18 protein-coding genes are annotated in these 22490 nt (G+C 63.9%); 3 read left to right on the top strand and 15 right to left on the bottom strand.

What is annotated here, in order from left to right:
- Positions 1–19: 19 nt before the first annotated feature.
- From P9239_RS16235 to P9239_RS16245, 3 genes are all read right to left on the bottom strand, one after another.
- Complete coding sequence (locus tag P9239_RS16235; protein ID WP_309752632.1) at positions 20–913, bottom strand: glutamate/aspartate ABC transporter substrate-binding protein; 894 nt, start codon at positions 911–913, stop codon at positions 20–22.
- Positions 914–1174: 261 nt separating this feature from the next.
- Positions 1175–2467 (bottom strand): Glu/Leu/Phe/Val dehydrogenase, encoded by a 1293-nt coding sequence (locus tag P9239_RS16240; protein ID WP_309752634.1) that lies wholly within the window; start codon positions 2465–2467, stop codon positions 1175–1177.
- 109 nt (positions 2468–2576) lie between these two features.
- Positions 2577–3548 carry a LysR substrate-binding domain-containing protein gene (locus P9239_RS16245; RefSeq protein ID WP_250471245.1) on the bottom strand — a complete coding sequence of 324 codons (972 nt, stop codon included), beginning with the start codon at positions 3546–3548 and terminating at the stop codon, positions 2577–2579.
- 281 nt (positions 3549–3829) lie between these two features.
- On the opposite strand from P9239_RS16245, the gene P9239_RS16250 reads away from it, so the two are divergent.
- A complete protein-coding gene (locus P9239_RS16250) occupies positions 3830–5218 on the top strand; it encodes an MFS transporter (RefSeq protein WP_309752639.1) in 1389 nt (462 codons plus the stop codon).
- A 9-nt stretch (positions 5219–5227) separates the two neighbouring features.
- On the opposite strand, the gene P9239_RS16255 is transcribed toward P9239_RS16250, so the two are convergent.
- A complete protein-coding gene (locus P9239_RS16255; RefSeq protein ID WP_309752641.1) occupies positions 5228–5431 on the bottom strand; it encodes a hypothetical protein in 204 nt (67 codons plus the stop codon).
- Positions 5432–5553: 122 nt separating this feature from the next.
- Entirely contained in the window at positions 5554–7431 is a 1878-nt protein-coding gene (locus P9239_RS16260) for an ABC transporter ATP-binding protein/permease (protein ID WP_309752642.1), read from the bottom strand.
- A gap of 214 nt (positions 7432–7645) precedes the next feature.
- On the opposite strand from P9239_RS16260, the gene P9239_RS16265 reads away from it, so the two are divergent.
- On the top strand, positions 7646–8041 hold the full coding sequence (locus tag P9239_RS16265; protein ID WP_309752644.1) for an acyl-CoA thioesterase: 396 nt from the start codon (positions 7646–7648) through the stop codon (positions 8039–8041).
- 20 nt (positions 8042–8061) lie between these two features.
- On the opposite strand, the gene P9239_RS16270 is transcribed toward P9239_RS16265, so the two are convergent.
- On the bottom strand, positions 8062–11184 hold the full coding sequence (locus tag P9239_RS16270; RefSeq protein ID WP_309752645.1) for an EAL domain-containing protein: 3123 nt from the start codon (positions 11182–11184) through the stop codon (positions 8062–8064).
- A gap of 179 nt (positions 11185–11363) precedes the next feature.
- Positions 11364–11843, bottom strand: coding sequence for a nitrate reductase associated protein (locus tag P9239_RS16275; RefSeq protein ID WP_309752647.1), 480 nt, complete (start codon positions 11841–11843; stop codon positions 11364–11366).
- A gap of 149 nt (positions 11844–11992) precedes the next feature.
- Between P9239_RS16275 and fdhD the strand changes: the two genes are divergently transcribed.
- Positions 11993–12820: a formate dehydrogenase accessory sulfurtransferase FdhD gene (gene fdhD, locus P9239_RS16280; protein WP_309752648.1), complete on the top strand. Its 828-nt coding sequence runs from the start codon at positions 11993–11995 to the stop codon at positions 12818–12820.
- A 7-nt stretch (positions 12821–12827) separates the two neighbouring features.
- Here the strand turns inward: fdhD and P9239_RS16285 are convergent, their stop codons facing one another.
- From P9239_RS16285 to nudB, 8 genes are all read right to left on the bottom strand, one after another.
- A complete protein-coding gene (locus P9239_RS16285; RefSeq protein WP_309752651.1) occupies positions 12828–13226 on the bottom strand; it encodes a lysozyme inhibitor LprI family protein in 399 nt (132 codons plus the stop codon).
- 61 nt (positions 13227–13287) lie between these two features.
- Positions 13288–14049, bottom strand: coding sequence for an enoyl-CoA hydratase (locus P9239_RS16290; protein ID WP_309752654.1), 762 nt, complete (start codon positions 14047–14049; stop codon positions 13288–13290).
- 53 nt (positions 14050–14102) lie between these two features.
- On the bottom strand, positions 14103–15302 hold the full coding sequence (locus tag P9239_RS16295; RefSeq protein ID WP_309752656.1) for an acetyl-CoA C-acyltransferase: 1200 nt from the start codon (positions 15300–15302) through the stop codon (positions 14103–14105).
- Between the two features lie 24 nt (positions 15303–15326).
- On the bottom strand, positions 15327–17756 hold the full coding sequence (locus tag P9239_RS16300) for a 3-hydroxyacyl-CoA dehydrogenase/enoyl-CoA hydratase family protein (protein ID WP_309752658.1): 2430 nt from the start codon (positions 17754–17756) through the stop codon (positions 15327–15329).
- Positions 17757–17876: 120 nt separating this feature from the next.
- Complete coding sequence (locus P9239_RS16305) at positions 17877–19664, bottom strand: acyl-CoA dehydrogenase C-terminal domain-containing protein (protein WP_309752659.1); 1788 nt, start codon at positions 19662–19664, stop codon at positions 17877–17879.
- A gap of 69 nt (positions 19665–19733) precedes the next feature.
- Positions 19734–20429, bottom strand: a complete 696-nt coding sequence (locus P9239_RS16310; RefSeq protein ID WP_309752661.1) for a TetR/AcrR family transcriptional regulator — start codon at positions 20427–20429, stop codon at positions 19734–19736.
- Between the two features lie 257 nt (positions 20430–20686).
- Positions 20687–21964 (bottom strand): phospholipase D-like domain-containing protein, encoded by a 1278-nt coding sequence (locus P9239_RS16315; RefSeq protein ID WP_404980086.1) that lies wholly within the window; start codon positions 21962–21964, stop codon positions 20687–20689.
- Positions 21964–22440 (bottom strand): dihydroneopterin triphosphate diphosphatase, encoded by a 477-nt coding sequence (gene nudB / locus P9239_RS16320; protein ID WP_309752664.1) that lies wholly within the window; start codon positions 22438–22440, stop codon positions 21964–21966. Before nudB ends, P9239_RS16315 begins: the two co-directional genes overlap by 1 nt.
- Between the last annotated feature and the right edge of the window lie 50 nt (positions 22441–22490).

Below are 22490 nucleotides of genomic sequence, written 5' to 3' on the forward strand. Positions count from 1 at the left end.
CGTTCTTTACCCGAACCGGTTAGTCGATTGCCTTGTCATTCGGGCTCTTGAACAGAGCCTTCATGTCGTCGCTTTCCGGGAAGTTCAGGTTGAGCCCCTTCGGAGGAATCGGGCTTTCGAACCACTTCTTGTAGATCTTGTCGGCTTCGCCCGACGTCTCGACCTTCGCAATCGCGTCGTCGACCACCTTCTTGAACTCGGGGTCGTTCTTGCGCATCATGCAGCCGTATGCTTCATGCGACTGCGGTGCGCCGACGATCACGAAATCGCCCGGATTGTTCGACTTGGCGCGCTCGCCGGCGAGCAATGCATCGTCCATCATGAACGCGACAGCGCGGCCCGTCGACAGCGTCAGGAACGACTCGCCGTGATCCTTCGCGCTGATGATGTTCATGCCCATGTTCTTTTCCTGATTCATCTTGCGAAGCAGGCGCTCGGACGTGGTGCCGGCGGTCGTCACGACGGTCTTGCCCTTCAGGTCGGCCCAGTCCTTCACGCCGGAGTCCTTCTTGGTCATGAGGCGCGTGCCGATCACAAAAATGGTGTTCGAGAAAGCCGCTTGCTGCTGGCGCTCGGCGTTGTTCGTGGTCGAGCCGCATTCGATGTCGACGGTGCCGTTCCCCACGAGCGGAATGCGGTTCTGCGACGTCACCGGCGTCAGCTTCACCTTCAGGTTCGGCATGTTCAGCTTCTGCTTGACCGCTTCCACGATCTTCAGCGCGAACTCCTGCGAATAGCCGACCACGTTTTGCTTGTCGTCATAGTACGAGAACGGAATGGACGATTCGCGATGCCCCAGCGAGATGACACCCGTGTCCTTGATCTTCTTGAGCGTGCCCGCGTCCTGGGCGTAGGCGCCCGTGGCGAAAATTCCCAGCGCGGCGACGAGCAGCGCAGCCTTTTTAACCTTCATGTGTTCGATCTCCTGTGGCGAAAAACCGGGGCCAAGTTTAGCAGGGTAATAATTCTGAAAGAATGATCGTTAACCGGTGTTCGTCGCATTTTAGAGACGGCCGGTGCAACCGAGTGCAACTCCGCGTAGGCGCGCATATTACGCGAAATTGATAAAAAAAGTGGCGGCGTTCCGAGGGAACGCCGCCACTTTTATGGGGAGGTGGCGCGGCTGCAACGCCGCGCCTCGCCGCGCTTTCGATGCACGCGCTTTTGCATGCGATCAGGGGTACAGGCCGCGCATTTCGCGCGCCATCAAAATGCGCGTGCACGCGACGATAAACGCCGCCGTGCGCACCGAAACCTGCTGCTCGCTCGCCACTTGCCACACCGCTGCGAACGCTTCACGCATCACGCGCTCCAGGCGCTGGTTGATCTCGTCTTCCGTCCAGAAGAAGCTGGAGAAGTCCTGCACCCATTCGAAGTACGAGACGGTCACGCCGCCCGCGTTCGCCACGACGTCCGGAATCACGAGGACGCCCTTATCGTGAAGGATGTCGTCGGCGGCGGTCGTGGTCGGGCCGTTCGCGCCTTCGACAATGATCTTCGTCTTGATCTTCGGCGCGTTCTGCTCGGTGATCTGCCCTTCCAGCGCGGCCGGAATCAGGATGTCGCTCTCGATGGTCCAGAACTCGTCCTTCGAGACAGGGTCCGCGCCCGCGAAACCGCCGACGCCGCCGTTCTTCGCGACGTGATCGGCAAGCGCGACGGTATCGATGCCCTTTGAATTGAACAGCGTGCCCGTGTGATCCTGCACCGCGATCACGCGCGCGCCGGCTTCTTGGAAGAGACGCGCCGCGATTCCGCCGACGTTGCCGAAGCCCTGCACCGCGATGCGCGCGCCTTCGATCTCCAGCCCGACGCGCCGCGCCGCTTCCGTGCCGACGACGAACACGCCGCGCCCCGTCGCTTCCTTGCGGCCGAGCGAGCCGCCCAGCGAGATCGGCTTGCCGGTCACGACGCCGGTTGCCGTCTGGCCCTGGTTCATGGAGTAGGTGTCCATCATCCACGCCATGATCTGCTCGTTCGTGTTCACGTCGGGCGCGGGAATATCCGTGTTCGGCCCGATGATGATGCCGATTTCGCTCGTGTAGCGGCGCGTCACGCGCTCCAGCTCGCCGCGCGAGAGCGTGCGCGGATCGACGCGGATGCCGCCCTTCGCGCCGCCGTACGGCACGTTCACCGCCGCGTTCTTCACCGACATCCACGCGGAAAGCGCCATCACTTCGGAAAGCGTCACGTCCTGGTGGTAACGTACGCCGCCCTTGCCCGGACCGCGCGACGTGTTGTGCTGCACGCGATAGCCTTCGAAGTGGGCGACCGTGCCGTTATCCAGTTCGATGGGGCAATCGACGATCAGAATGCGCTTCGGGCGCTTGAGGGTTTCGAGCCAGCGCGAGAGAGAGCCGAGGTACGGCGCCACGCGATCGACCTGCCGCAAGTAGTTCCCCCAAGGGCCGAGATCGTCGGCGTGCAAATACGAGGGAATGGCATGGTCAAGCTTCGGAGAGGACATTGATGCTCCAGCGGTTTGTGGAATACATCAATTGTCGAAAAACGGCGTTTCCAAATCCAATGCCGTTTCCTTATCCGGTCATGCGTTTCTTGCATAACATCGCGAAGCCTTAGGCGGCGGGCGTTTCGGTCGATGCCTTCAGCAGTTCTTCGCCGACTGCGTCCCATAGCGCACGGACGAGCGCCTGACGCGGATCGTCGCCTTGCGAAGCCATCTTGTCGCGATACAGGCGGATCTCCATCGTCAACGTGAACTGACCCGCAGGCGTGCCGCGTGTTCCCCGGTCCAGCCGGATGAGCCGCCCTTCCTCGACCGCGTCTTCGACCGCGCTATGCGGCAGAAACGCGACGCCGTGTCCCGCGAGCGCCATCGCCTTGAGACCTTCCGCCATATCCGTTTCATACACTTTGTCCAGATGCAGACGCGCGGGCGCCGTCGCGATGATCACCTCGGTCATGCGGCCAAGGTAAGCGTTGGGCGTGTACGAGAGATACGGCACAGGCGCATCGGCGCTGGCGGGCAGCGTATAGCGCGCACGACCCGCCTTGTTCGGCGCGGAGAACGGGCTGATCGGTTCGAGACCGAGCGTGAGCATGTCGTAGCGGGCGGGATCGAGCGCGACCGGATGACTCGGATGGTGATAACCCATCACGAGATCGCAGCCTCCTTCGACGAGCGAGAGCACCGCGTCATGCACATTGAGCGCGCGCAGCCGCGTGCGGATGCGTCCGAGCCGCGCCTCGATATGCTGAAGCCAGCGCGGAAAGTACGTGAGCGAGAGCGTGTGCGGCACCGCGAATTCGATCGTCGCCGCCGGCGCGCCGCCCTGCCCGCGCAACAGCGTGCGTGCTTCGTGAAACTGCGAGAGCATCGCGAGCGCCTGCTCGTAGAACACCTGTCCGGCTTGCGTTAGCCGCGTCGGATAGACGGACCGGTCGATCAGTTCAGTGCCGAGCCACGCTTCGAGCGCCTGGATGCGCCGCGAGAAAGCGGGCTGCGTGATATGGCGAAGCTCGGCCGAGCGGCTGAAGCTGCGCGTCTCCGCGAGCGAAACGAAGTCTTCGAGCCATTTGAGTTCCATGCTGGAGTCGCGCCGTGCCGCGCCGAATGCGGGAAGCAGGCATTTTAGCGGGCGCCGCTCTGTCCGATGTATCAAGCGAAGGCTTGCCGCACCACGCGCACGCATGGCGCACGGGCGAGGTGCGGCTTCTGTCTTGGCCCGCTCGCTTGCTCTGTCCTTGCCGAGCCGCGCCTGCATTGAGGCACGTGGCATCGAGGCAGATTGGCATGATGCTTGCAAAAATCCGGGCCGCCGTGAACACAACGCCTCAGGCGCGCACATCGCCCACACCCGGAATCTTCATGTCCAATCTCATCGCATCGCTCAAGAGCGGCAACTGGCGCTCGCTTCTCGCCTGCTTCCTCTACTTCGATACGGGCTTCACCGTCTGGGTGTTATACGGGCCGCTTGCGCCGTTCATCGGGCGCGACCTGACGATGTCGGCGGCGCAACAGGGCTTTCTCGTCGCAGTGCCGGTGCTGGCCGCCGCGATTCTGCGCGTGACGCTCGGCAATCTCTATCAATCGACCGATGGCCGACGCGTCGCGCTGATGGGCGTGCTGCTTTCGTCGATTCCGTGCATCGTGCTGCCGCTCGTTCCGGGCGTGCCGTCGTATGCGCTCTTGCTGGTGCTCGGCGTGTTCCTCGGCATGGGCGGCGCGAGCTTCGCGGTCGCGTTGCCGATGGCCGGCAGCAACTATCCGCCGAAGGTGCAGGGACTCGTGCTCGGTCTCGCGGCGGCGGGCAACATCGGCGCGGTGCTCGACGGTTTCCTGTTCCCGCATCTCGCCGACGCGTTCGGCTGGAAGGTATCGACCGCCGCAGCGCTGCCGCTGCTCGCCATCACGGGCGCGGCGCTTTTCGCGTGGGCATCGGACGCAGGCGAGAAGACGGGCAGCACGTTGCGCGCGCTCTCGAGCTTCACGGTGACGCTCGTGAGCCTCGTCGTGCTCGTGCTGGCCGTGCATGGCGGCGTGTTCGGCACGGGCCGCACGGGTGTCTTGCTGCTGCCGGTGATTGGCGCACTGATCGCCATTGCCGTGCTGCCGCGCCGCTATCGTTCCGTGCTCGGCGAACGCGACACGTGGGTCATCATGCTCATCTACAGCATCACCTTCGGCGGCTTCGTCGGAATGTCCTCGTACGTGACGCTGTTGCTGACCTCGCTCTATCAGATGCCGAAGCTCGAAGCAGGGCTCTTCATGTCGCTGCTCGCGTTTCTCGGCGCGATCGTGCGGCCGTTCGGCGGCTATGTGGCGGATCGCGTGACCGGCGTGCGTGCGCTGCTCGTGCTGCTCGCGGTGATCGCCGCCGCCGACTTTGCGTTCGCTATCTGGATGCCGCCGGTCGCGGGCGGCCTCGGTTTGCTCGTGTGTCTGTATCTCGCGTTCGGGCTCGGCAACGGCTCCACGTTCCAGCTCGTGCCGCATCGCTGGAAGGGCAAGACGGGGCTGCTGTCGGGCATCGTCGGCGCGGCGGGCGGCATCGGCGGCTTCTATCTGCCGGTCATCATGGGCATGGCGAAGGAAAGCACCGGCAGCTATCAGATGGGCTTCGCGACGTTCGGCGTGCTCGCGACCTGCGCGTTCGGCGCGCTATTCCTGCTGCGTTCGCAATGGCTGCGGTGGTCGGCAACGTCGGCGCAAGGACACGACGCCGTCGCGCTCAACGGCGTACATGCGATGGAGTGAAGCGGCACTTTATGGCCGGCGATTGCTGTCGATCGCCGGCCAGCGCGCGAAGGCGAAGACCCACAGCATGACGAAGTTCACGATGAGCAGCAGTCCGGTGAGCACCCACCAGCCGGAATGTCCGGTGCGCTTCACGATGCGCACGTACGGGTAGATCGTCAGCACGCAAAAGACGATAACGATCAGCCAGTGCCAGATGCTCGAACTTTCCATGCTTTCCTCGCAGTTCTCGTGGTCCCGACGTTACGGTACGCACGACTAATTAATTCCGCGAGAAATATATAGCAGCTTCGGCTAGTCGCGGCCCAGGCGACCGCGACCTTCACACTTTTTGCTCAAACCTTCGCCGCATCGTCCTGTTCGACAACGGGCTCGACCGTCCGCTGCTGTTGCAACGCCCACATCTGCGCGAAGAGCCCGCCTGCTCGCAGCAACTCGGCGTGCGTGCCACGCTCGACCACGCGCCCGTGATCCATCACGATGATCTGCTCGGCATGCACGACCGTCGATAGCCGGTGCGCGATGATGAGCGTCGTGCGCTCCCGCGCAATGGAGTCGAGTTCGCGCTGAATGGCGCGCTCGGACTTTGAGTCCAGTGCGGATGTCGCTTCGTCGAAAATCAGGATCGGCGGGTTCTTCAGAAGCGTGCGCGCGATCGCCACGCGCTGCTTCTCGCCGCCCGAGAGCTTCAGTCCGCGCTCGCCGACAGTCGTCTCATAGCCCGCCGGCAACGCCTCGATGAAGTCGTGGATGTGCGCTGCCCGCGCCGCCGCCATCACTTCGTCGCGGCTCGCGGAAGGCCGTCCATAAGCGATGTTGTAGTAAATCGAATCGTTGAAGAGCACGGTGTCCTGCGGCACGATGCCGATCGCCGCGCGCAGCGAATCCTGCGTCACATCGCGAATATCCTGCCCGTCGATTACGATCCGCCCGCCCGTCGCGCGGTCCAGATCGTAGAAGCGGAACAGCAGCCGCCCAAGCGTGGATTTGCCCGATCCGCTGTGGCCGACAACCGCGGTCGTCGTGCCCGCCGCGATGGTGAAATCGACACCATGCAGAATCTGCCGCGCCGGTTCATAAGCGAAACTCACATTCTCGAAGCGCACCTCGCCGCCCGTCACCGAAAGCGGCTCTGCGTTCGGCGCGTCCGGCACTTCGCGGCCCGCGCCGAGCAGCGTGAACATGCGGTCCATGTCGGTCAGCGCCTGCTTCAGTTCGCGATACACGACGCCGAGAAAATTCAGCGGAATATAAAGCTGCAACATGAACGTGTTGATGAGCACGAGATCGCCGAGCGTGAGCCGCCCCGCCATCACGCCCTGCGTCGCGCGCCAGAGGATGAACACGAGCCCCGTGCCGATGATCGTCTGCTGCCCGAAGTTGAGCATGGAGAGCGACCGCTGCGACTTGATCGCAGCTGCCCGGTAACGCTGCAGATTCTCGTCGTAGCGGCGCGTTTCCCATTCTTCGTTGCCGAAGTATTTCACCGTCTCGTAGTTGAGCAGCGAATCGATGGCGCGCGAGTTCGCCTTCGAATCCAGCTCGTTCATCGTGCGGCGATAGTGTGTGCGCCACTCCGTCACTTTCACCGTGAACGCGATATACGCACACAGCGCGATGAACGTGACGATGGCGTAATACGCCTCGTACTTCGTCACGAAGAACGTAAGCACGAGCCCGACTTCGACGAGCGTCGGCAAGATGCTGTAGAGCGAATACGAGACGAGTTGCTGAATGCCGCGCGTGCCGCGCTCGATGTCGCGCGACATGCCGCCCGTCTGCCGCTCCAGATGAAACCGCAGCGACAGCGAATGCAAATGCCGAAACACTTTCAGCGCGAGTTGCCGCACGGCGCTTTCGGTCACTTTAGCGAAGAGCAGTTCGCGCAGTTCGGTGAAGAGCGAAGTCGAGAGCCGCACGCCCGCATACGCGATGACGAGCAGCCCGATTCCGCCGATCAGCACGATACCGGGCGCGTCGTGCGCGCGGCCGAGCGCGGTGAGATGCTGCACGGAGGCGAGACTATCGACGATGCGCTTCATCACGATCGGCACGCCGAGGTTCGCGACCTTCGCGCCGATCAGACACGTCAGCGCGAACGCGACGCGCCATTTGTAAGTGGTGAGATAAGGCAGCAGGGAGCGGATCGTCTGCCAGTCGTTGCGCGGACCTTGTGCAACCGGACCGGGCTCGGTATTGGAGTAGCGGCGCATGTATTGGAGTGGGTAAGGCGCGTTGCGCGCGGCGCGGGGACGCCTTTTGCTTGTCTTTTAGCGGGCGCACGCCGGCGCGTGCCCGTACAATTCGTCGAACGCTGGGGCGCCAAGGCGCGGCCTATGCTGATCACCATGCATTGTCGCAGAAGGATCGGGGCCACGCTCGCGGCCGCCTTCCGCGCGAAACCACGACGTCAACCGGGACCTTTTCATGCCGCAAGATTCGAAGCTTCCTCAGAAACCCGTCGCGCTGCGCGTGGTGCCGCAACCTGCCGACGCCAATGTGCACGGCGACGTCTTCGGCGGCTGGATCATGGCGCAAGTGGACATCGCGGGCTCCATTCCGGCGAGCCGCCGCGCGAACGGCCGCGTCGCGACCATCGCGGTCAATTCGTTTCTCTTCAAGCAGCCGGTATTCGTCGGCGATCTGTTGAGCTTCTACGCGGATATCGTGAAAACCGGCAATACGTCGATCACCGTCTCGGTCGAAGTCTTCGCGCAGCGCATGAGTCTCGCGGAGGAAGTCGTGAAGGTGACGGAAGCGACGCTCACCTACGTCGCCACGGACCACGACCGCCGCCCGCGCGCACTGCCCGCGCTGGATTGAACGCGCTCGACTAAACGCGCTCAGTTTGCGAGCACGCCGTGACGCAGCAAGCCGGGAATGGCTTCCTGCGGCATCGGGCGCGAGAACAGATAGCCCTGCATCTCGTCGCAATCGCGCTCGCGCAGAAAATCATGCTGCGCCGGCGTCTCGACGCCTTCCGCGATCACCTGCAATTCCAGCGAATGCGCAAGCGCGATGATCGCCGAGGTGATCGTTTCGTCGTCGCCCGACGAGCCGATATCCGCGACGAAAGACCGGTCGATCTTCAGCCGATGCACCGGGAAACGCTTCAGATACGACAGGCTCGAATAGCCGGTGCCGAAGTCGTCGATGGCAATGCCGATGCCGAGCGCCGATAGCTCGGAGAGCATCATCACGGCGTCCTCAGCGTTGCGCATGATCGCGCTTTCGGTCAGTTCCAGTTCCAGATAGTGCGGCGCAAGGCCGGTTTCCGCGAGCACGGACGTCACCAGCGTCGCGATATCGCGCTGCTGAAAATGCCGCGCCGACAGATTCACCGACACGCGCGCGGGCGGCAGTCCCGCATCCTGCCACGCCTTGTTCTGGCGGCACGCTTCGCGCAACACCCATTCCGACAGCGGCCCGATCAGCCCGCACTCTTCCGCGACCGGAATGAACGCGGCCGGCGACATGAGCCCCTCGTCGGGATCGCGCCAGCGCACGAGCGCCTCGATCCCGACGATCGCGCCGGTCGCCATATCCACTTGCGGCTGATAGTGCAGCAGGAATTCGCCGTCGCGCAGCGCGCGCCGCAGACGCCGCTCCATATCCAGCCGCGCCCCGACGATCGCGTTCATCTCCGGCTGATAGAACTGATAGGTATTGCGGCCGAGATCTTTCGCACGGTACATCGCGATATCGGCTTTCTTCAGCACGGTTTCGGCGTCGTCGCCGTCTTGCGGGAAGAGGCTCGCGCCCATGCTGCAACCGACGTAAAGCTCCGTTTCGTCGAGCCGGATCGGCTCGGAGATCGTCGCGCGCGTGCGTTCCATCCACGCGGTAAGGCCGGCCTCGTCGGTCAGATCGGGCAGCACGATCACGAACTCGTCGCCGCCGTGGCGCGCGACGGTATCGCTCGAACGCGCCGAGCGCGAGAGCCGCTCGCCGATCACCGCGAGCAGCCTGTCGCCGACGCTGTGTCCAAGGCTGTCGTTCACGTTCTTGAAGCCGTCGAGGTCCATGAACACGACCGCGATCTGCGAGTTGCGCCGCCGCGCCTGGTCGATGGCATGTTGCAGGCGGTCGCGCAGCAGATTTCGGTTCGGCAGGCGCGTGAGCGTGTCGTAATTCGCCTGATATTCGAGCTGCTCCTGATAGTTCATCAGATCGGTCACGTCGTTGATGATGCCGATGTGATGGGTCGTATGTCCCTGCGCATTCGGCACCGGCGCGACGAAAAGCTGATTCCAGAAGAGCCCGCCGTCCTTGCGATAGTTGCGCAGCACGACGCTCGCTTCCGCGTTCACGGCGAGCGCGCGGCGAATCGACGTCAGCCCTTCCTGCTCGCCGTCCGGGCCGTGCAGGAAGCGGCAATCGCGGCCGATCACTTCGCTCGGGTCGTAGCCCGTGATGCGCTTGAACGCCGGATTCGCGTACTCGATCACATGCGCGCCGTTCACCACGCCGGTGATCAGAATGGCGTTCACGCTCGCGTCGAGCGCGCGGCTTTGCAGACGCAGCGCGAGTTCGGCGCGCTTGCGGTCGGTCACGTCGTGATAGGAGCCGAGCACGCCGATGGTCGCGCCTTCGCCATCCATCAGCGGCAGCTTGCTGATGACGACCGTATGCAGCGTGTCGCCGACGAGCACGTCGTGCTCGTGATGCATCTTCGGCACGGTGGTGAGAACCACTTCCTGGTCGTCGGTGCGGATCATGTCGGCGGCGGCGCTCCACGGCAGTTCGTAGTCTGTCTTGCCGACGATCTGCTCGTTGTACGCGAGCCCCGCGTCGCGCGCGAATGCGTTGTTGCAGCCGAGATAGCGCAGATCGCGGTCCTTCCAGAACACGCGCTGCGGAATGTTGTCGATGATCGTTTCGAGCATCTCGTTCGAGCGGCGGGCCTCGGCTTCCGCATTGATGCGGTCGGTCACGTCGTTCGCCAGCATGAAGAGGCCCGGCCGGTTCGAATACGTGAGCGCGTGGTGCGAGACGTCCGCGCTGATGGTCGCACCATCGCGATGCCGGTAGCGCCACACGCCGCTGGAACGCTGGCCGCGCGTCGCGCGCTCGCCGGCTTCGCCCGTCTCGCCTTCGCTGCGCGCAAGCCGCGCCGCGAAGCGGTCGAAGTCGTCGGCGACATGGAGATCGCGCAGCGTCATTTCCATGAACTCGGCTTCGGAATACCCGTAATGCTCGCTCGCCGCCGGATTCACCGCGACGAAGCGCATGGTTTCGCGGTCGACGATCCACATCGGCACCGGATGCGCCTCGAACATGCTGCGAAAACGCTCGTTTCTGCGGTGCTTTGCCCGCGCAAGCCCGATCTTTTCGCGCGCCGACCGCTCGTGGCTCAAGAAGAGCGCGATGAGCGCGCCGCTGCCGAGCAGCATCGTGAACGCGAGCAGCAGCATCGCGCCGCCCGACGCGCGCGCGGACCGGTCGAGCGCCGCCGTGGTTGCCGTGTCGATGCGGTCTCGCAGCGCCGCCAGTTCCTCATCCACCGCCTGCTGGTCTTCTGAGAGAAGCACGAACGCGGTGTCGGCCCACGCGCGGGATTCATCGGCGCTTGCCCGGCGCGTGCGCTCGTCCGCGAGACTCGCGTCGGAGCGCATGGCGGCTGCGCGCGCGGCGAGTGCGTCGAAAGCGCCGCCTGCGCCGGGTTGCATCGCGAATTGCGCGCGCAGGCCGCTTTCGAGCGCGTCGAGATGCTTTTCGCGCGCGTCGTGCTGCGCGGCGGGTTCCGCGATCCCCGTCGCTTCGAAGCGGCTCAGTTGCGTGAGCGCCTCGCCAAGCGCGCCGCGGTAGGCGGCCAGATCGCGCAGCAGGCTCATCGAGCGAAGCGTGCTCGCATTGGTCGCGCGCAGATCGACGATCCGCTCGCAGGCGACGAATGCGTTCGCGCCCAGCGCGGCCAGCACGACGGCGATGTTCACGAGAAATCGCCCGGAGAGGAAACGAGTCATGAGCGGCAAGCGGTTCCTTTGCTGCGGTGGCCGCGCCGCCAGCGTCATGCGCGCGCCCACGCAAAAGCGCGGCGCGAACCCTCTGGCTCGCACCGCGATTGATGGATAACGCGGATAACGGCAGGTTTCGCGCAGGCTTTAGGGGTGCGCGCGAAGATTCACCCGTTCATCCAGCGCGCTTATTCCGCGAGCCCGAACTCGCGCATGGCGGGCAGGAAGTCGTGATTGAGCTTGTCGGTGTTGCGCGAAAGTTTCGCGAGCGCATAGCGCTGAAAGCGGTCGAGCGCGGCCCAGCGCGACAGGCTAGGCGCGCTCAGTCCCGCCAGGCTGCTCTGCCGGATGACGGCTTCCGGCACCGCGTCGGCGTGGTTCCAGACGGGATCGGCGTCGCGTTCGATTTTCTCGGGCGCGGCGTTCGCGTGCGTCTTCAGCATTTCTTCGAGCGCGAGATCGAAGTTTTTCTCCAGTTCGACCTCGTCTTCGACCGGAAAGCGCGCGAGCAACACGCGATCGTCATACGGAAGCATCTGCCACTGATCGAGCGTGATGCGCATACCGAAGCGGTCGAGATTGAAACGCACCGAGAGCGGAATGAAGCGCAGATTGTCCGAGGATTCGACTTCGAACGCGAAGAGACGAGCGGTATCGTAAAGTCCCATGGCGATAGCCTCATTGGAGTGAGGGGCGCGCGCGGGCGCGCATCGCCCGCTTAAGTTATTGTAGGGCTTGGTACTGGGCTGGAACCGTGCAATCAGCAGGTTCAGTGAGCAATCCTCATGCCCGCGCCGTGCCGTGTTTGGAGATCAAGGTGAACCCACTGGAAAGTGATGAGCAGCCGGGCTACGTCGAACGGCGCGTGCGAAGACATCGCGGCGGCGAAAGCGCTGTCGCAAACGATAACGTCGGACAGGAATGGCCCGTTGCGCTCGTCTACAACGGCATTTCGCACGCGGTGATGATGTGCACGCCGCGAGACCTCGAAGCGTTCGCCGTGGGCTTCTCGCTGACCGAAGGCATCGTCGAGCGTGGCAGCGACATCCAGGATATCGAAGTCTATTACCGTGACGACGGCCACACGCTGCCGCATGCCGAAGTGCATCTGCAAGTGGTGCAGCAGGCGTTCGCGTCGCTGAAAGACAAGCGTCGCGCGCTCGCGGGGCGCACGGGTTGCGGCGTGTGCGGCATCGAGAGCATCGACTTGCTGGACCTTCGGCCTGAGCGCGTGCCGGATACCGGCTTCCTCGCGCGTCTCGCGCCGGATGCGATCGAGCGCGCGGCGCGCGGGTTGCCGGCGCATCAGCAGTTGACGAAGCTCACCGGCGGACTGCATGCCGCCGCCTGGTGCGATGAAAGCGGCGCGGTGCGCTACGCGTTCGAAGACGTCGGCCGTCACAACGCGCTGGATAAGCTCATCGGGCAACTCGTGCTGCGCCGCGAAGATACGACGCAGGGCTTCGTGTTCCTGTCGAGCCGCGCGAGCTATGAACTCGTGCGCAAGTCGGCGCGCGTCGGCGTGCCGATGGTCGCGACTATTTCCGCGCCGACGTCGCTGGCGATTGCCATCGCGAAGCAGGCGGGGTTGCGGCTCGTGAGTTTCGCGCGGGAGGGGGGGTTTGTGGAGTATGAGGTGGAGTGAGCGCCGCTCACTGACCGCCGCAGGACACGTCGCCTTCCTTGCAATGCAACTGCGCGGCGAGATGCGCGGTTTGCGCTTGCGTCAGCTTTTCGACGCACATCGCGTTTTCCATCGAATTGCTGCTGCCGCCGCGCGTGCCCATGGTGTCGAACGCGCATTGCGCGTCGCGCCATGCGAGCCACGCGCGCTGTGCCTTGCGCAATTGCTCCGCGCCGTCTTTGCTCACCTTCGAGAGCAGCGCGCGGTAGGTGTCGTTGAGCTTCTGGTCGGCGGCTTTCAATTCCCGGCCTACGCACTCGTTCATGGCCATTTGCGTGCTTGCGTTGTTCATGCACGCCGACGAGTCCGCCCACGCGGGCACGGCCGCACAAAGAAGCGTTGCGAGAAGAAGCGGCTCGAGTCGCATGGAACGTGTCTCCGCGTGAACGACATCGACTGCGTGCCGCTTTGTCAGCGGCACGGCACAACTAAAACCGACTAAAATCCGCCTTCCGCTTCTCCAAAAACGCGGCAAACGCCTCGCGCGCCTCCGGTCCTGCAAGCATCCGCGAGAAATGCGCCGCCTCTTCTTCCATCCGCGCGGCCACTTCGTTGCGTTGCTCGCTTTTCATCAGCGCCTTCGTCGTTTTGAGCGATGACGCCGGCAGCGCCGCCAACCGTCTCGCACGCTCGAACGCATAGGCATCGAGCTCTGCCGCATCGATCGCGCCGTTGACGAAGCCCATGCCGATCGCTTCATTCACATCGAACGCTTCGCCTAGCAGCAGCTTTTCCGCCGCCCGCTGATAACCCGCGATGCGCGGCAGCAGCAAACTCGACGCCGCTTCCGGACAGAGCCCGAGCTGCACGAACGGCAGCGAAAACTTCGCGTTCTTCGCGGCATAGACGATATCGCAGTGCAAAAGCATCGTCGTGCCGATGCCCACGGCCACGCCCGACACCGCCGCGACGATAGGCTTCGGCATGCCGCTCAGGCGTCGCAGTAACTGGAACACGGGCGCGTCGAGACCCTTCGGCGGATCGTTCAGGAAGTCTTCGAGATCGTTGCCCGCGCTGAACGCGCCGCCGTTGCCGCGCAGCAAAACGGCGCGCACCGTCGGATCGTTCTCCGCTTCATATAGACCGTCGGCCATTTCCTGATACATGGCCGCCGTGATGGCGTTCTTCTTCTCGGCGCGATTCAGCACGATGCTCAACACACCTTGCGCGCGTTCGATAACGATATCCATGCGGCGTCTCCTTATTGTTGGCCCGCGAGCGACGCCGCCCGCGAGCCGCCCGATTACATCCGCTCGAAAATGCCCGCCGCGCCCATGCCGGTGCCGACGCACATCGTCACCATGCCGTACTTCAGGTTGCGGCGGCGCAGCCCGTGGATCACCGTCGCCGAACGAATCGCGCCCGTCGCGCCGAGCGGATGCCCGAGCGCAATCGCGCCGCCGAGCGGATTGAGCTTCGACGTGTCGAGTCCGAGGTCGTTGATCACGGCGAGCGATTGCGCCGCGAACGCTTCGTTCAGTTCGATCCAGTCGAGATCGTCCTGCGTCAGACCCGCGTTCTTGAGCGCGGCCGGAATCGCTTCCTTCGGCCCGATGCCCATGATTTCCGGCGGCACGCCGCGCACCGCGAAGCTCACGAAGCGCGCGAGCGGCGTCAGATTGAACTGCTTCAGGATCTTCTCGGAGACCACGATCAGCGCTCCTGCGCCGTCGGAAGTCTGCGAGCTGTTGCCCGCCGTCACCGATCCCTTGTTGGCGAACACCGGGCGCAGTTTCGCAAGCGTGTCGAGCGACGTGTCCGCGCGCGGGCCTTCGTCGAACGCAACTTCGCGCGCATTCACGCGGACTTCGCCCGAAGCGAGGTCCGGGAAGCGTTCGTTGAGCGTATAGGCGGCGATCTCGTCGGCGAATTCGCCCGACTGCTGCGCGGCCAGCGCCTTGCGATGCGACTCCACCGCGAACGCGTCCTGCGCCTCGCGGCTCACTTTCCAGCGTTCCGCGACGCGTTCGGCGGTCAGGCCCATGCCGTACGCAATGCCGATGTCCTCGCTGCGCTCGAAGATATGCGGCGACAGCGACGGCTTGTTGCCCATCATCGGCACCATGCTCATCGACTCGCAGCCGCCCGCGAGAATCGCATCCGCCTCGCCGACACGAATGCGGTCCGCCGCCATCGCGAGCGCGGTGAGACCCGACGCGCAGAAGCGGTTCACCGTGACGCCGCCGACCGTCTGCGGCAGTCCGGCGAGCAGCGTGCCCATGCGCGCGACGTTCAGGCCCTGCTCGGCTTCGGGAATCGCGCAGCCGACGATAGCGTCTTCGATCACGGCCGTATCCAGCCCCGGCACCTGCGCCACCGCAGATTTGATCGCGTGGACGAGCAGCTCGTCCGGGCGCGTGTTCTTGAACACGCCGCGCGGCGCCTTGCCGATCGGCGTGCGGCTCGCGGCGACGATATATGCTTCCTGCAATTGTTTGCTCATAACCAGCTCCGATAGTCCGCGCGCTCAGTTGCGAACCGGCTTGCCGGTCTGCAACATGCCCATGATCCGTTCCTGCGTCTTTTGCGTGCCGAGCAGTTCGATGAACGCGCGGCGTTCCAACGCCAGCAGCCATTCCTCGTCGACGAGACTGCCGCCTTCCACGTCGCCGCCGCACACTACTTCCGCGATACGGCTCGCGATCAGGAAGTCGTGATCGCTGATGAAGCGGCCATCGCGCATATTGACCAGCGACGCCTTGATGGTCGACAGCGCGGAACGCCCGGCCACGGGAATCTGCTTCGCGCGCAGCGGCGCGCGGTAGCCGGAATCCGCAAGCGCGCGCGCTTCCTTCTTCGCGATATCGAGCAGCTCGTGCACGTTGAAGACGATCGTGTCCGACGGCTTCAGATAGCCCATCGCGCGTGCTTCGAGCGCCGAGCCGGAGACCTTTGCCATCGCGGCGTTCTCGAACGGCTTCTGCAGGAACTTGAGCAAGTCGCTCGTCGCGTTCACAGCGCTCGCGGCCTCGGCTGCGCGCAACGCGGCTTCCTTCAGCCCGCCGCCCGCCGGCACGAGACCCACGCCCACTTCCACGAGCCCGATATAGCTTTCCACATGCGCGACGCGCTTCGCCGAATGCAGCATCAGTTCACAGCCGCCGCCGAGCGCAATGCCCGACACAGCGCACACCACCGGCACGTTGGCGTACTTCACGCGCATCATGCTGTCCTGGAACTTCTTGACGAACGGCTCGATGCCTTTCGCGCCGCCCATCATGAACGCTGGCATCGCCTCCTCGAGATTCGCGCCCGCCGAGAACGGGCCGCCCGGCGCGCCGAGCGTGAGCGAAGTCGGCTGCCAGATCACCACGCCGCGGTATTCCTTCTCCGCGAGTTCGATGGCCTGCGTGAGGCCGTCGAGCACGCCGGGACCGATGGTGTTCATCTTCGTCTTGAACGAGACGATCACCACGTCGCCGTCGTCGCGGTCGAGCCACGCGCGCACGCTGTCGGTTTCGAAGAGCGTCTTGCCGTAGGTCTTCGGATCGGCGCCGCTTTCACCGACGAGCGGCGCGCGGAACACTTGCTTCTGGTAGACCGGCAGCGTCGAGCGCCCGATGAAACGGCGAGCCTGCGGCGACCACGAGCCTTCGTTCGTGTGTACGCCGCCTTTCTCGGCGACGGGGCCGTCGAGCACCCAGGCGGGCAGCGGCGCTTTCGAGAGCGCCTTGCCCGCGTCGATGTCTTCCTGCACCCACTGCGCGACTTGCTGCCAGCCCGCCGCCTGCCAGCTTTCGAACGGTCCCTGGTTCCAGCCGAAGCCCCAGCGGATCGCGAGATCGACGTCGCGTGCGTTGTCCGCGATCGATTCGAGATGCACCGCGATGTAATGGAACACGTCGCGGAAAATGGCCCAGAGGAACTGCGCCTGCTTGTTGTCCGTCTCGCGCAGGAGCTTGAGGCGCTCGGCCGGCGGGCGCTTCAGAATGCGGCCGACGAGTTCGTCCGCCTTCGCGCCCGCTTCGACGTATTGCGCCGTTTGCGGGTCGAGCACCTTGATCGCCTTGCCTTCCTTGCGATAGAAACCCGCGCCCGTCTTCTGCCCGAGCGCGCCGTTCTTCACCAGTTCGGCGAGCACGGGCGGCGTGGCGTAGACGGAGAAGAACGGATCGTCCGGCAAGTTGTCCTGCATCGTCTTGATGACGTGCGCCATCGTGTCGAGACCGACGACATCCGCCGTGCGGAACGTCGCGGACTTCGCGCGGCCGAGGCGCGCGCCGGTCAGGTCGTCCACTTCGTCGAAACGCAGGCCGAACTTCTGGCTTTCGGCGATCACGGCGAGAATCGAGAACACGCCCACGCGATTCGCGATGAAGTTCGGCGTGTCCTTCGCCCGCACGACGCCTTTGCCGATCACGCTCGTCAGGAAAGTTTCAAGCTGGTCGAGAATCTCGGGCTTCGTCGATTCGGTCGGAATCAGCTCGACCAGATGCATGTAGCGCGGCGGATTGAAGAAGTGCACGCCGCAGAAACGCGCTTTGAGTTCATCGGAGAAACCGTGCGACAGCTCGGTGATCGACAAGCCCGACGTATTGCTCGCGAAGATGGCGTGCGGCGCGATGTGCGGCGAGACCTTCTTGTACAGGTCGTGCTTCCAGTCCATGCGCTCGGCGATCGCTTCGATCACGAGATCGCATTCGGCTAGACGCGCGATGTCGTCTTCGTAGTTCGCGGGCTCGATGTACTGCGCGTCGTCCTTCATGCCGAGCGGCGCGGGCGAGAGCTTCTTCAGATTCTCGATGGCCTTGAGCGCGATGCCGTTCTTCGGGCCTTCCTTCGCGGGAAGATCGAAGAGCAGCACGGGCACGCGCGCGTTGATGAGATGCGCGGCGATCTGCGCGCCCATCACGCCTGCGCCGAGCACGGCGACTTTGCGGATGTTCAGGGTGCTCACGGGAAAGCCTCCGTATGAGTTTTGCTTGTCTGCCGGCGGCGCAGACCAATGGAATGCGCCGCGCGGCCTTTGATTGGATGTCGCAGTTCGGAGAGTCGAACTACCGCCTTCGGCTCGCGTTCAGAACAAGGCTTCGTCGTAGTCCATCATCGGCTTCGCGCCCGCGCGCGCGGCGCGGATGGTCGAAGCCGTTTCGGGCAGGAGCTTCGCGAAGTAGAAGCGCGCGGTTGCGAGCTTCGCCTTGTAGAACGCATCGCCGGATGCGGCGTTGTCGAGCGCCACGCGCGCCATGCGCGCCCAGAAGTACGAGAACACCAGATGACCCACCGTGCGCAGATACGGCACCGCCGCCGCGCCCACTTCGTCCGGATTCTGCATCGCCTTCATGCCGATTTCCATGGTGAGCTTCTGCACCTTCTCGCCGATATCCGCGAGCGGGTTGATGAACTCCTGCATCTCCGGCTTCACGCCTTCTTCTTCGACGAAGTCCGTCACGAGCTTGCCGAAACGCTTCAGCTTCGCGCCCATGTCGCCGAGAATCTTGCGGCCGAGCAGGTCGAGCGCCTGAATGGAATTCGTGCCCTCGTAGATCATGTTGATGCGCGCGTCGCGCACGTACTGCTCCATGCCCCATTCGGAGATAAAGCCGTGGCCGCCGTAGATCTGCATGGCGAGGTTCGTGCCTTCGAACGCGTTGTCGGTCAGAAACGCCTTGATGACCGGCGTGAGCAGCGCGACAAAATCGGCGGCTTCGCGGCGCGCGGCTTCGTCTTCGTGCGACAGTTCCTTGTCGATGTTGAGCGCGGCCCAGTACGCGAACGCGCGGCCCGCTTCGGCATACGCCTTCTGCGTGAGCAACATGCGGCGCACGTCCGGATGCACGATGATCGGATCAGCGGGCTTGTCCGGCGCTTTCGGGCCCGTGAGCGAGCGCATCTGCAGGCGCTCTTTCGCATAGACGAGCGAGTTCTGATACGCGACTTCCGTCAGCCCCAAACCCTGCATGCCGACGCCGAGACGCGCCGCGTTCATCATCACGAACATGGCGTTCAAGCCCTTGTTCGCTTCGCCGACGAGCCAGCCTTTCGCGCCGTCGAGATTCATCACGCAAGTGGCATTGCCGTGAATGCCCATTTTGTGCTCGATCGAGCCGCACTTGATGCCGTTGCGTTCGCCCGGTGCGCCGCTCGCATCCGGAATGAACTTCGGCACGATGAAAAGCGAAATGCCCTTCGTGCCGGCCGGCGCGCCGGGCAGCCGCGCGAGCACCAGATGGACGATGTTCTCGGCCATGTCGTGTTCGCCGCTTGAAATGAAGATCTTGGTGCCGGTGAGCGCGTAGGAACCGTCGGCATTCGGCTCGGCTTTCGTGCGCAGAATGCCGAGGTCCGTTCCGCAATGCGGTTCGGTCAGGCACATCGTGCCGGTCCATTCGCCCGAGACGAGTTTCGAGAGATACGTCGATTTCTGCTCCGGCGTGCCGTGCGCGTGCAGGCATTCGTATGCGCCGTGCGAGAGGCCCGGATACATGGTCCACGCCTGGTTCGCCGAATTGAGCATCTCGTAGAGCGCGTTATTGACGAATGCGGGCAGCCCCTGGCCGCCGTATTCGGGATCGCAGCCGAGCGCGGGCCAGCCCGCCTCGACGTACTGGCGATACGCCTCTTTGAACCCCGCCGGCGTTTTCACGACGCCGTCGCCCTCGTAGGTGCAACCTTCGCGGTCGCCGCTCTGGTTCAGCGGAAACACGACTTCGGAGCAGAACTTGCCGGCCTCTTCGAGCACCTGGTTGATGGTGTCCGCGTCCAGCTCGGCATGCTTCGGCATGCGCTTCAGTTCGGCTTCGACGTTCAGCAGTTCGTGCAGCACGAACTGCATGTCGCGCAGAGGGGCGGCGTACTGTCCCATGAGTCTCTCCAGTGTCTTCCAGCTTGCGTCGCGCGCCGCCGAACCCTTGGGACGATTCGATCGGCGCCGCTAACGGCTGTCCGTTTGATGCGAAGTTAGATTCGTCGCCGCACTCGTGGCTGCGTGGGTGGCCGGCTCGCTGGTTTCGCGGCCGCCGCCATCGGCAGACGAGTGCGACGTCTGATATGAAACGATCGTTTTCTCCAGCGCGTCCCGCGTCAGTTGCACCGCTTCCGGCAGATGCAGGAAACGCGCGTCGTGATGCAGGCCGAGCGTGAAGCTGTACAACTCGAAGAGCATCAGCTTCGGGTCCGTCTCCGGCTTGAGATGCCCTTCCTCCTTCGCCTGACGAATGGCCCGCAAAAGCGCCTCACGCCAGGTTGTCACGCTGTGGACCAACTGCTCGCGCACCGCACTCGCCGCGCGATCGTCGTATTCCACCGCGCCGCTGATGTAGATGCAGCCGGTGGTCACTTCCTCGATGCGCTTTTCCATCCAGCGGCTCATCATCGCGCGCAGTCGCGGCAGGCCGCGCGGTTCCCGCAAGCTCGGGAAGAACACTTCGTCTTCGAAGCGGCGGTGATACTCGCGCACCACTTCCACTTGCAGATCTTCGCGCGAACCGAAGTGCGCGAACACTCCGCTCTTGCTCATCTGCATCCGCTCGGCCAGAAGGCCGATGGTCAGTCCTTCGAGTCCGTCCCTGCTCGCCAGATCCAACGCTGCGTCGAGAATCGCGGCCCGCGTCTGTTCGCCTTTTCGCATGATCCCACCGTCCTCTCGTGACCCCATTGAAATCGAACGGCCGTTCTATTATTGTGGCCGGTCGCTGCTGGAACAAGCAAATTTTTAGAAAGCAGTTTCTAACTGCCGCAGCAATCAATAGGGCAAATCCTATTTTTGCCCGTCCTATTGTCCTTTTTTACGCGCGGCGTGCTTCTAAGTGACTTCCCGACTTCCCATTTGATGGGAGGATGTTGACGTCTGGCAAGCACATTAATCGGCCAGCAGTAATTGGGCCGTCAATCGTATTGTCCGATCGTGATGAGCTTCATCATCAATCGGTAGCTGTTGTAGGCGAGCCAACTGAGTAATCGCTCACTTACCGGGCGCGACGCGTAGTGTTTTTCGTCGATGCGACTGCCTTCGTCGAAGGCCCGCAGAATGGCGTCGTGCAAGCCGGCGATCTCCGCGTGGTTCACGAGCACCATGTTCGCCTCGTTGTTGAGCACGAGCGAAAGCGCGTCGAGATTGGACGAGCCGATGGTCGCCCAATCGGCGTCCACCACCGCGACCTTGCCGTGCAGCATGGTCTTCTCGTATTCGGCGATGCGAACGCCGTTCTTCAGCAGATTGCCGTAGAGGAACGGCGTCGCGTAATCGAGCGCGACGAATTCCTTGCGCCCGATCACGAGCGACACGCGCACCCCGCGCCGCGCCGCGAAGACGAGCGCGCGGCGCAGCTTGCGGCCCGGCATGAAGTAGGGGTTGGCGAGCAGCACTTCGCGCTCCGCATGGGCGATGGCGCGCAGATACGCCTTCTCGATGGCCCGGCGATTCAGCAGGTTGTCACGCGCGACGAACGCGACGCACGGCTGGTCGACCGCGTGAATTTCGCCAAGCTGCGCGCGGCGCCGCGCGCGCATCGCGCGCCGCGTGTTCCAGCGGTTCGGCTCCTGCTGCGGCTCGCAGGCCGGCGAGCGCAGCTCGTGCGGCTTGACGCCGAGGCGGATGCGTTCCCATTGCAGATCGAACGCGTTGTGCACGTCCGTGACCACGGGACCTCGCGCCTCCATCGCGAAGTCCCAGCGCGGCTCGGGCAGGCGTGTGCCGTTCTGGTCGTAGTCGTCGACGATATTGATGCCGCCGCAAAACGCGTATGTGTTGTCGATGAGCGCGAGCTTGCGATGCGTGCGCGAGAAGCCGAGCGGCCCGAAAAGCAGGTGAGGATTGTAGATTCGATGCTCTACTCCGCCCGCCTTCCACTGGTCGAACATCGGCAGATTGCCGTCGGTGCCGACGCCGTCGGTAATGACACGCACCGTGACGCCGCGCGCAGCCGCGCGCAGGAGCGCGTCCGAAACGGCGCGGCCGGCGTCGTCGTTCGCGAAGATGTAGGTCTCGAGCGAAACCGTGCTGTGCGCGCCGTCGATTCGGTCGATCAACGCAGGAAAGAACTGCGCGCCGCTCTTGAGAATGCGGACCTGGTTGCCCGCAGTGAAGCAGAAACGCGGTGGACGCCGCCCCGAGAACAACGCCTGGCGCAGTCGCTTGAAGCTGCGCCGCGGCCGCACACCGATCATCGGCTATGCGCCGCGAGGCGCTCGGGCAATTGAAGAATCGCTTCGCGGTTGGACCACGAAAAGCATCGGTCGGCGGCTTCGCGCAACGGCAGCCAGAGATGCGACGTGTGTTCGCGCGGCGCGAGCGTCACTTCGAGACAGTGCGGCACACAGAGACTGAACTGGTGTTCGGTGTTGTGCGTGATGCCTTCGGCGTAACGGTGCCGCCACTGCGGGTAGATTTCGTACTGAATACTGTGATGCCAGTCCAGCAGCGCGGCTTGCGGCACAAGCGGACTGCCGACGACGATGCCCGTTTCCTCCTGCACTTCGCGCGCGGCGGTTTCTTCGAGCTGCTCGTCGATGCGGTCTTTCGATCCCGTCACCGATTGCCAGAAGCCCGGGTGATCGGCCCTCTCGATGATGAGCACATCGAGGTCGGGCGTATGAATCACGACCAGCACGGATTCGGGGATTTTCGGTGGCTTCTGCATGACCATGTGAACGTGCGCGTTGTCTCGTATCCGGCAACGACTGTAGCGCA

The sequence above is a fragment of the Caballeronia sp. LZ062 genome (genome assembly GCF_031450785.1).
Classification (GTDB): domain Bacteria; phylum Pseudomonadota; class Gammaproteobacteria; order Burkholderiales; family Burkholderiaceae; genus Caballeronia.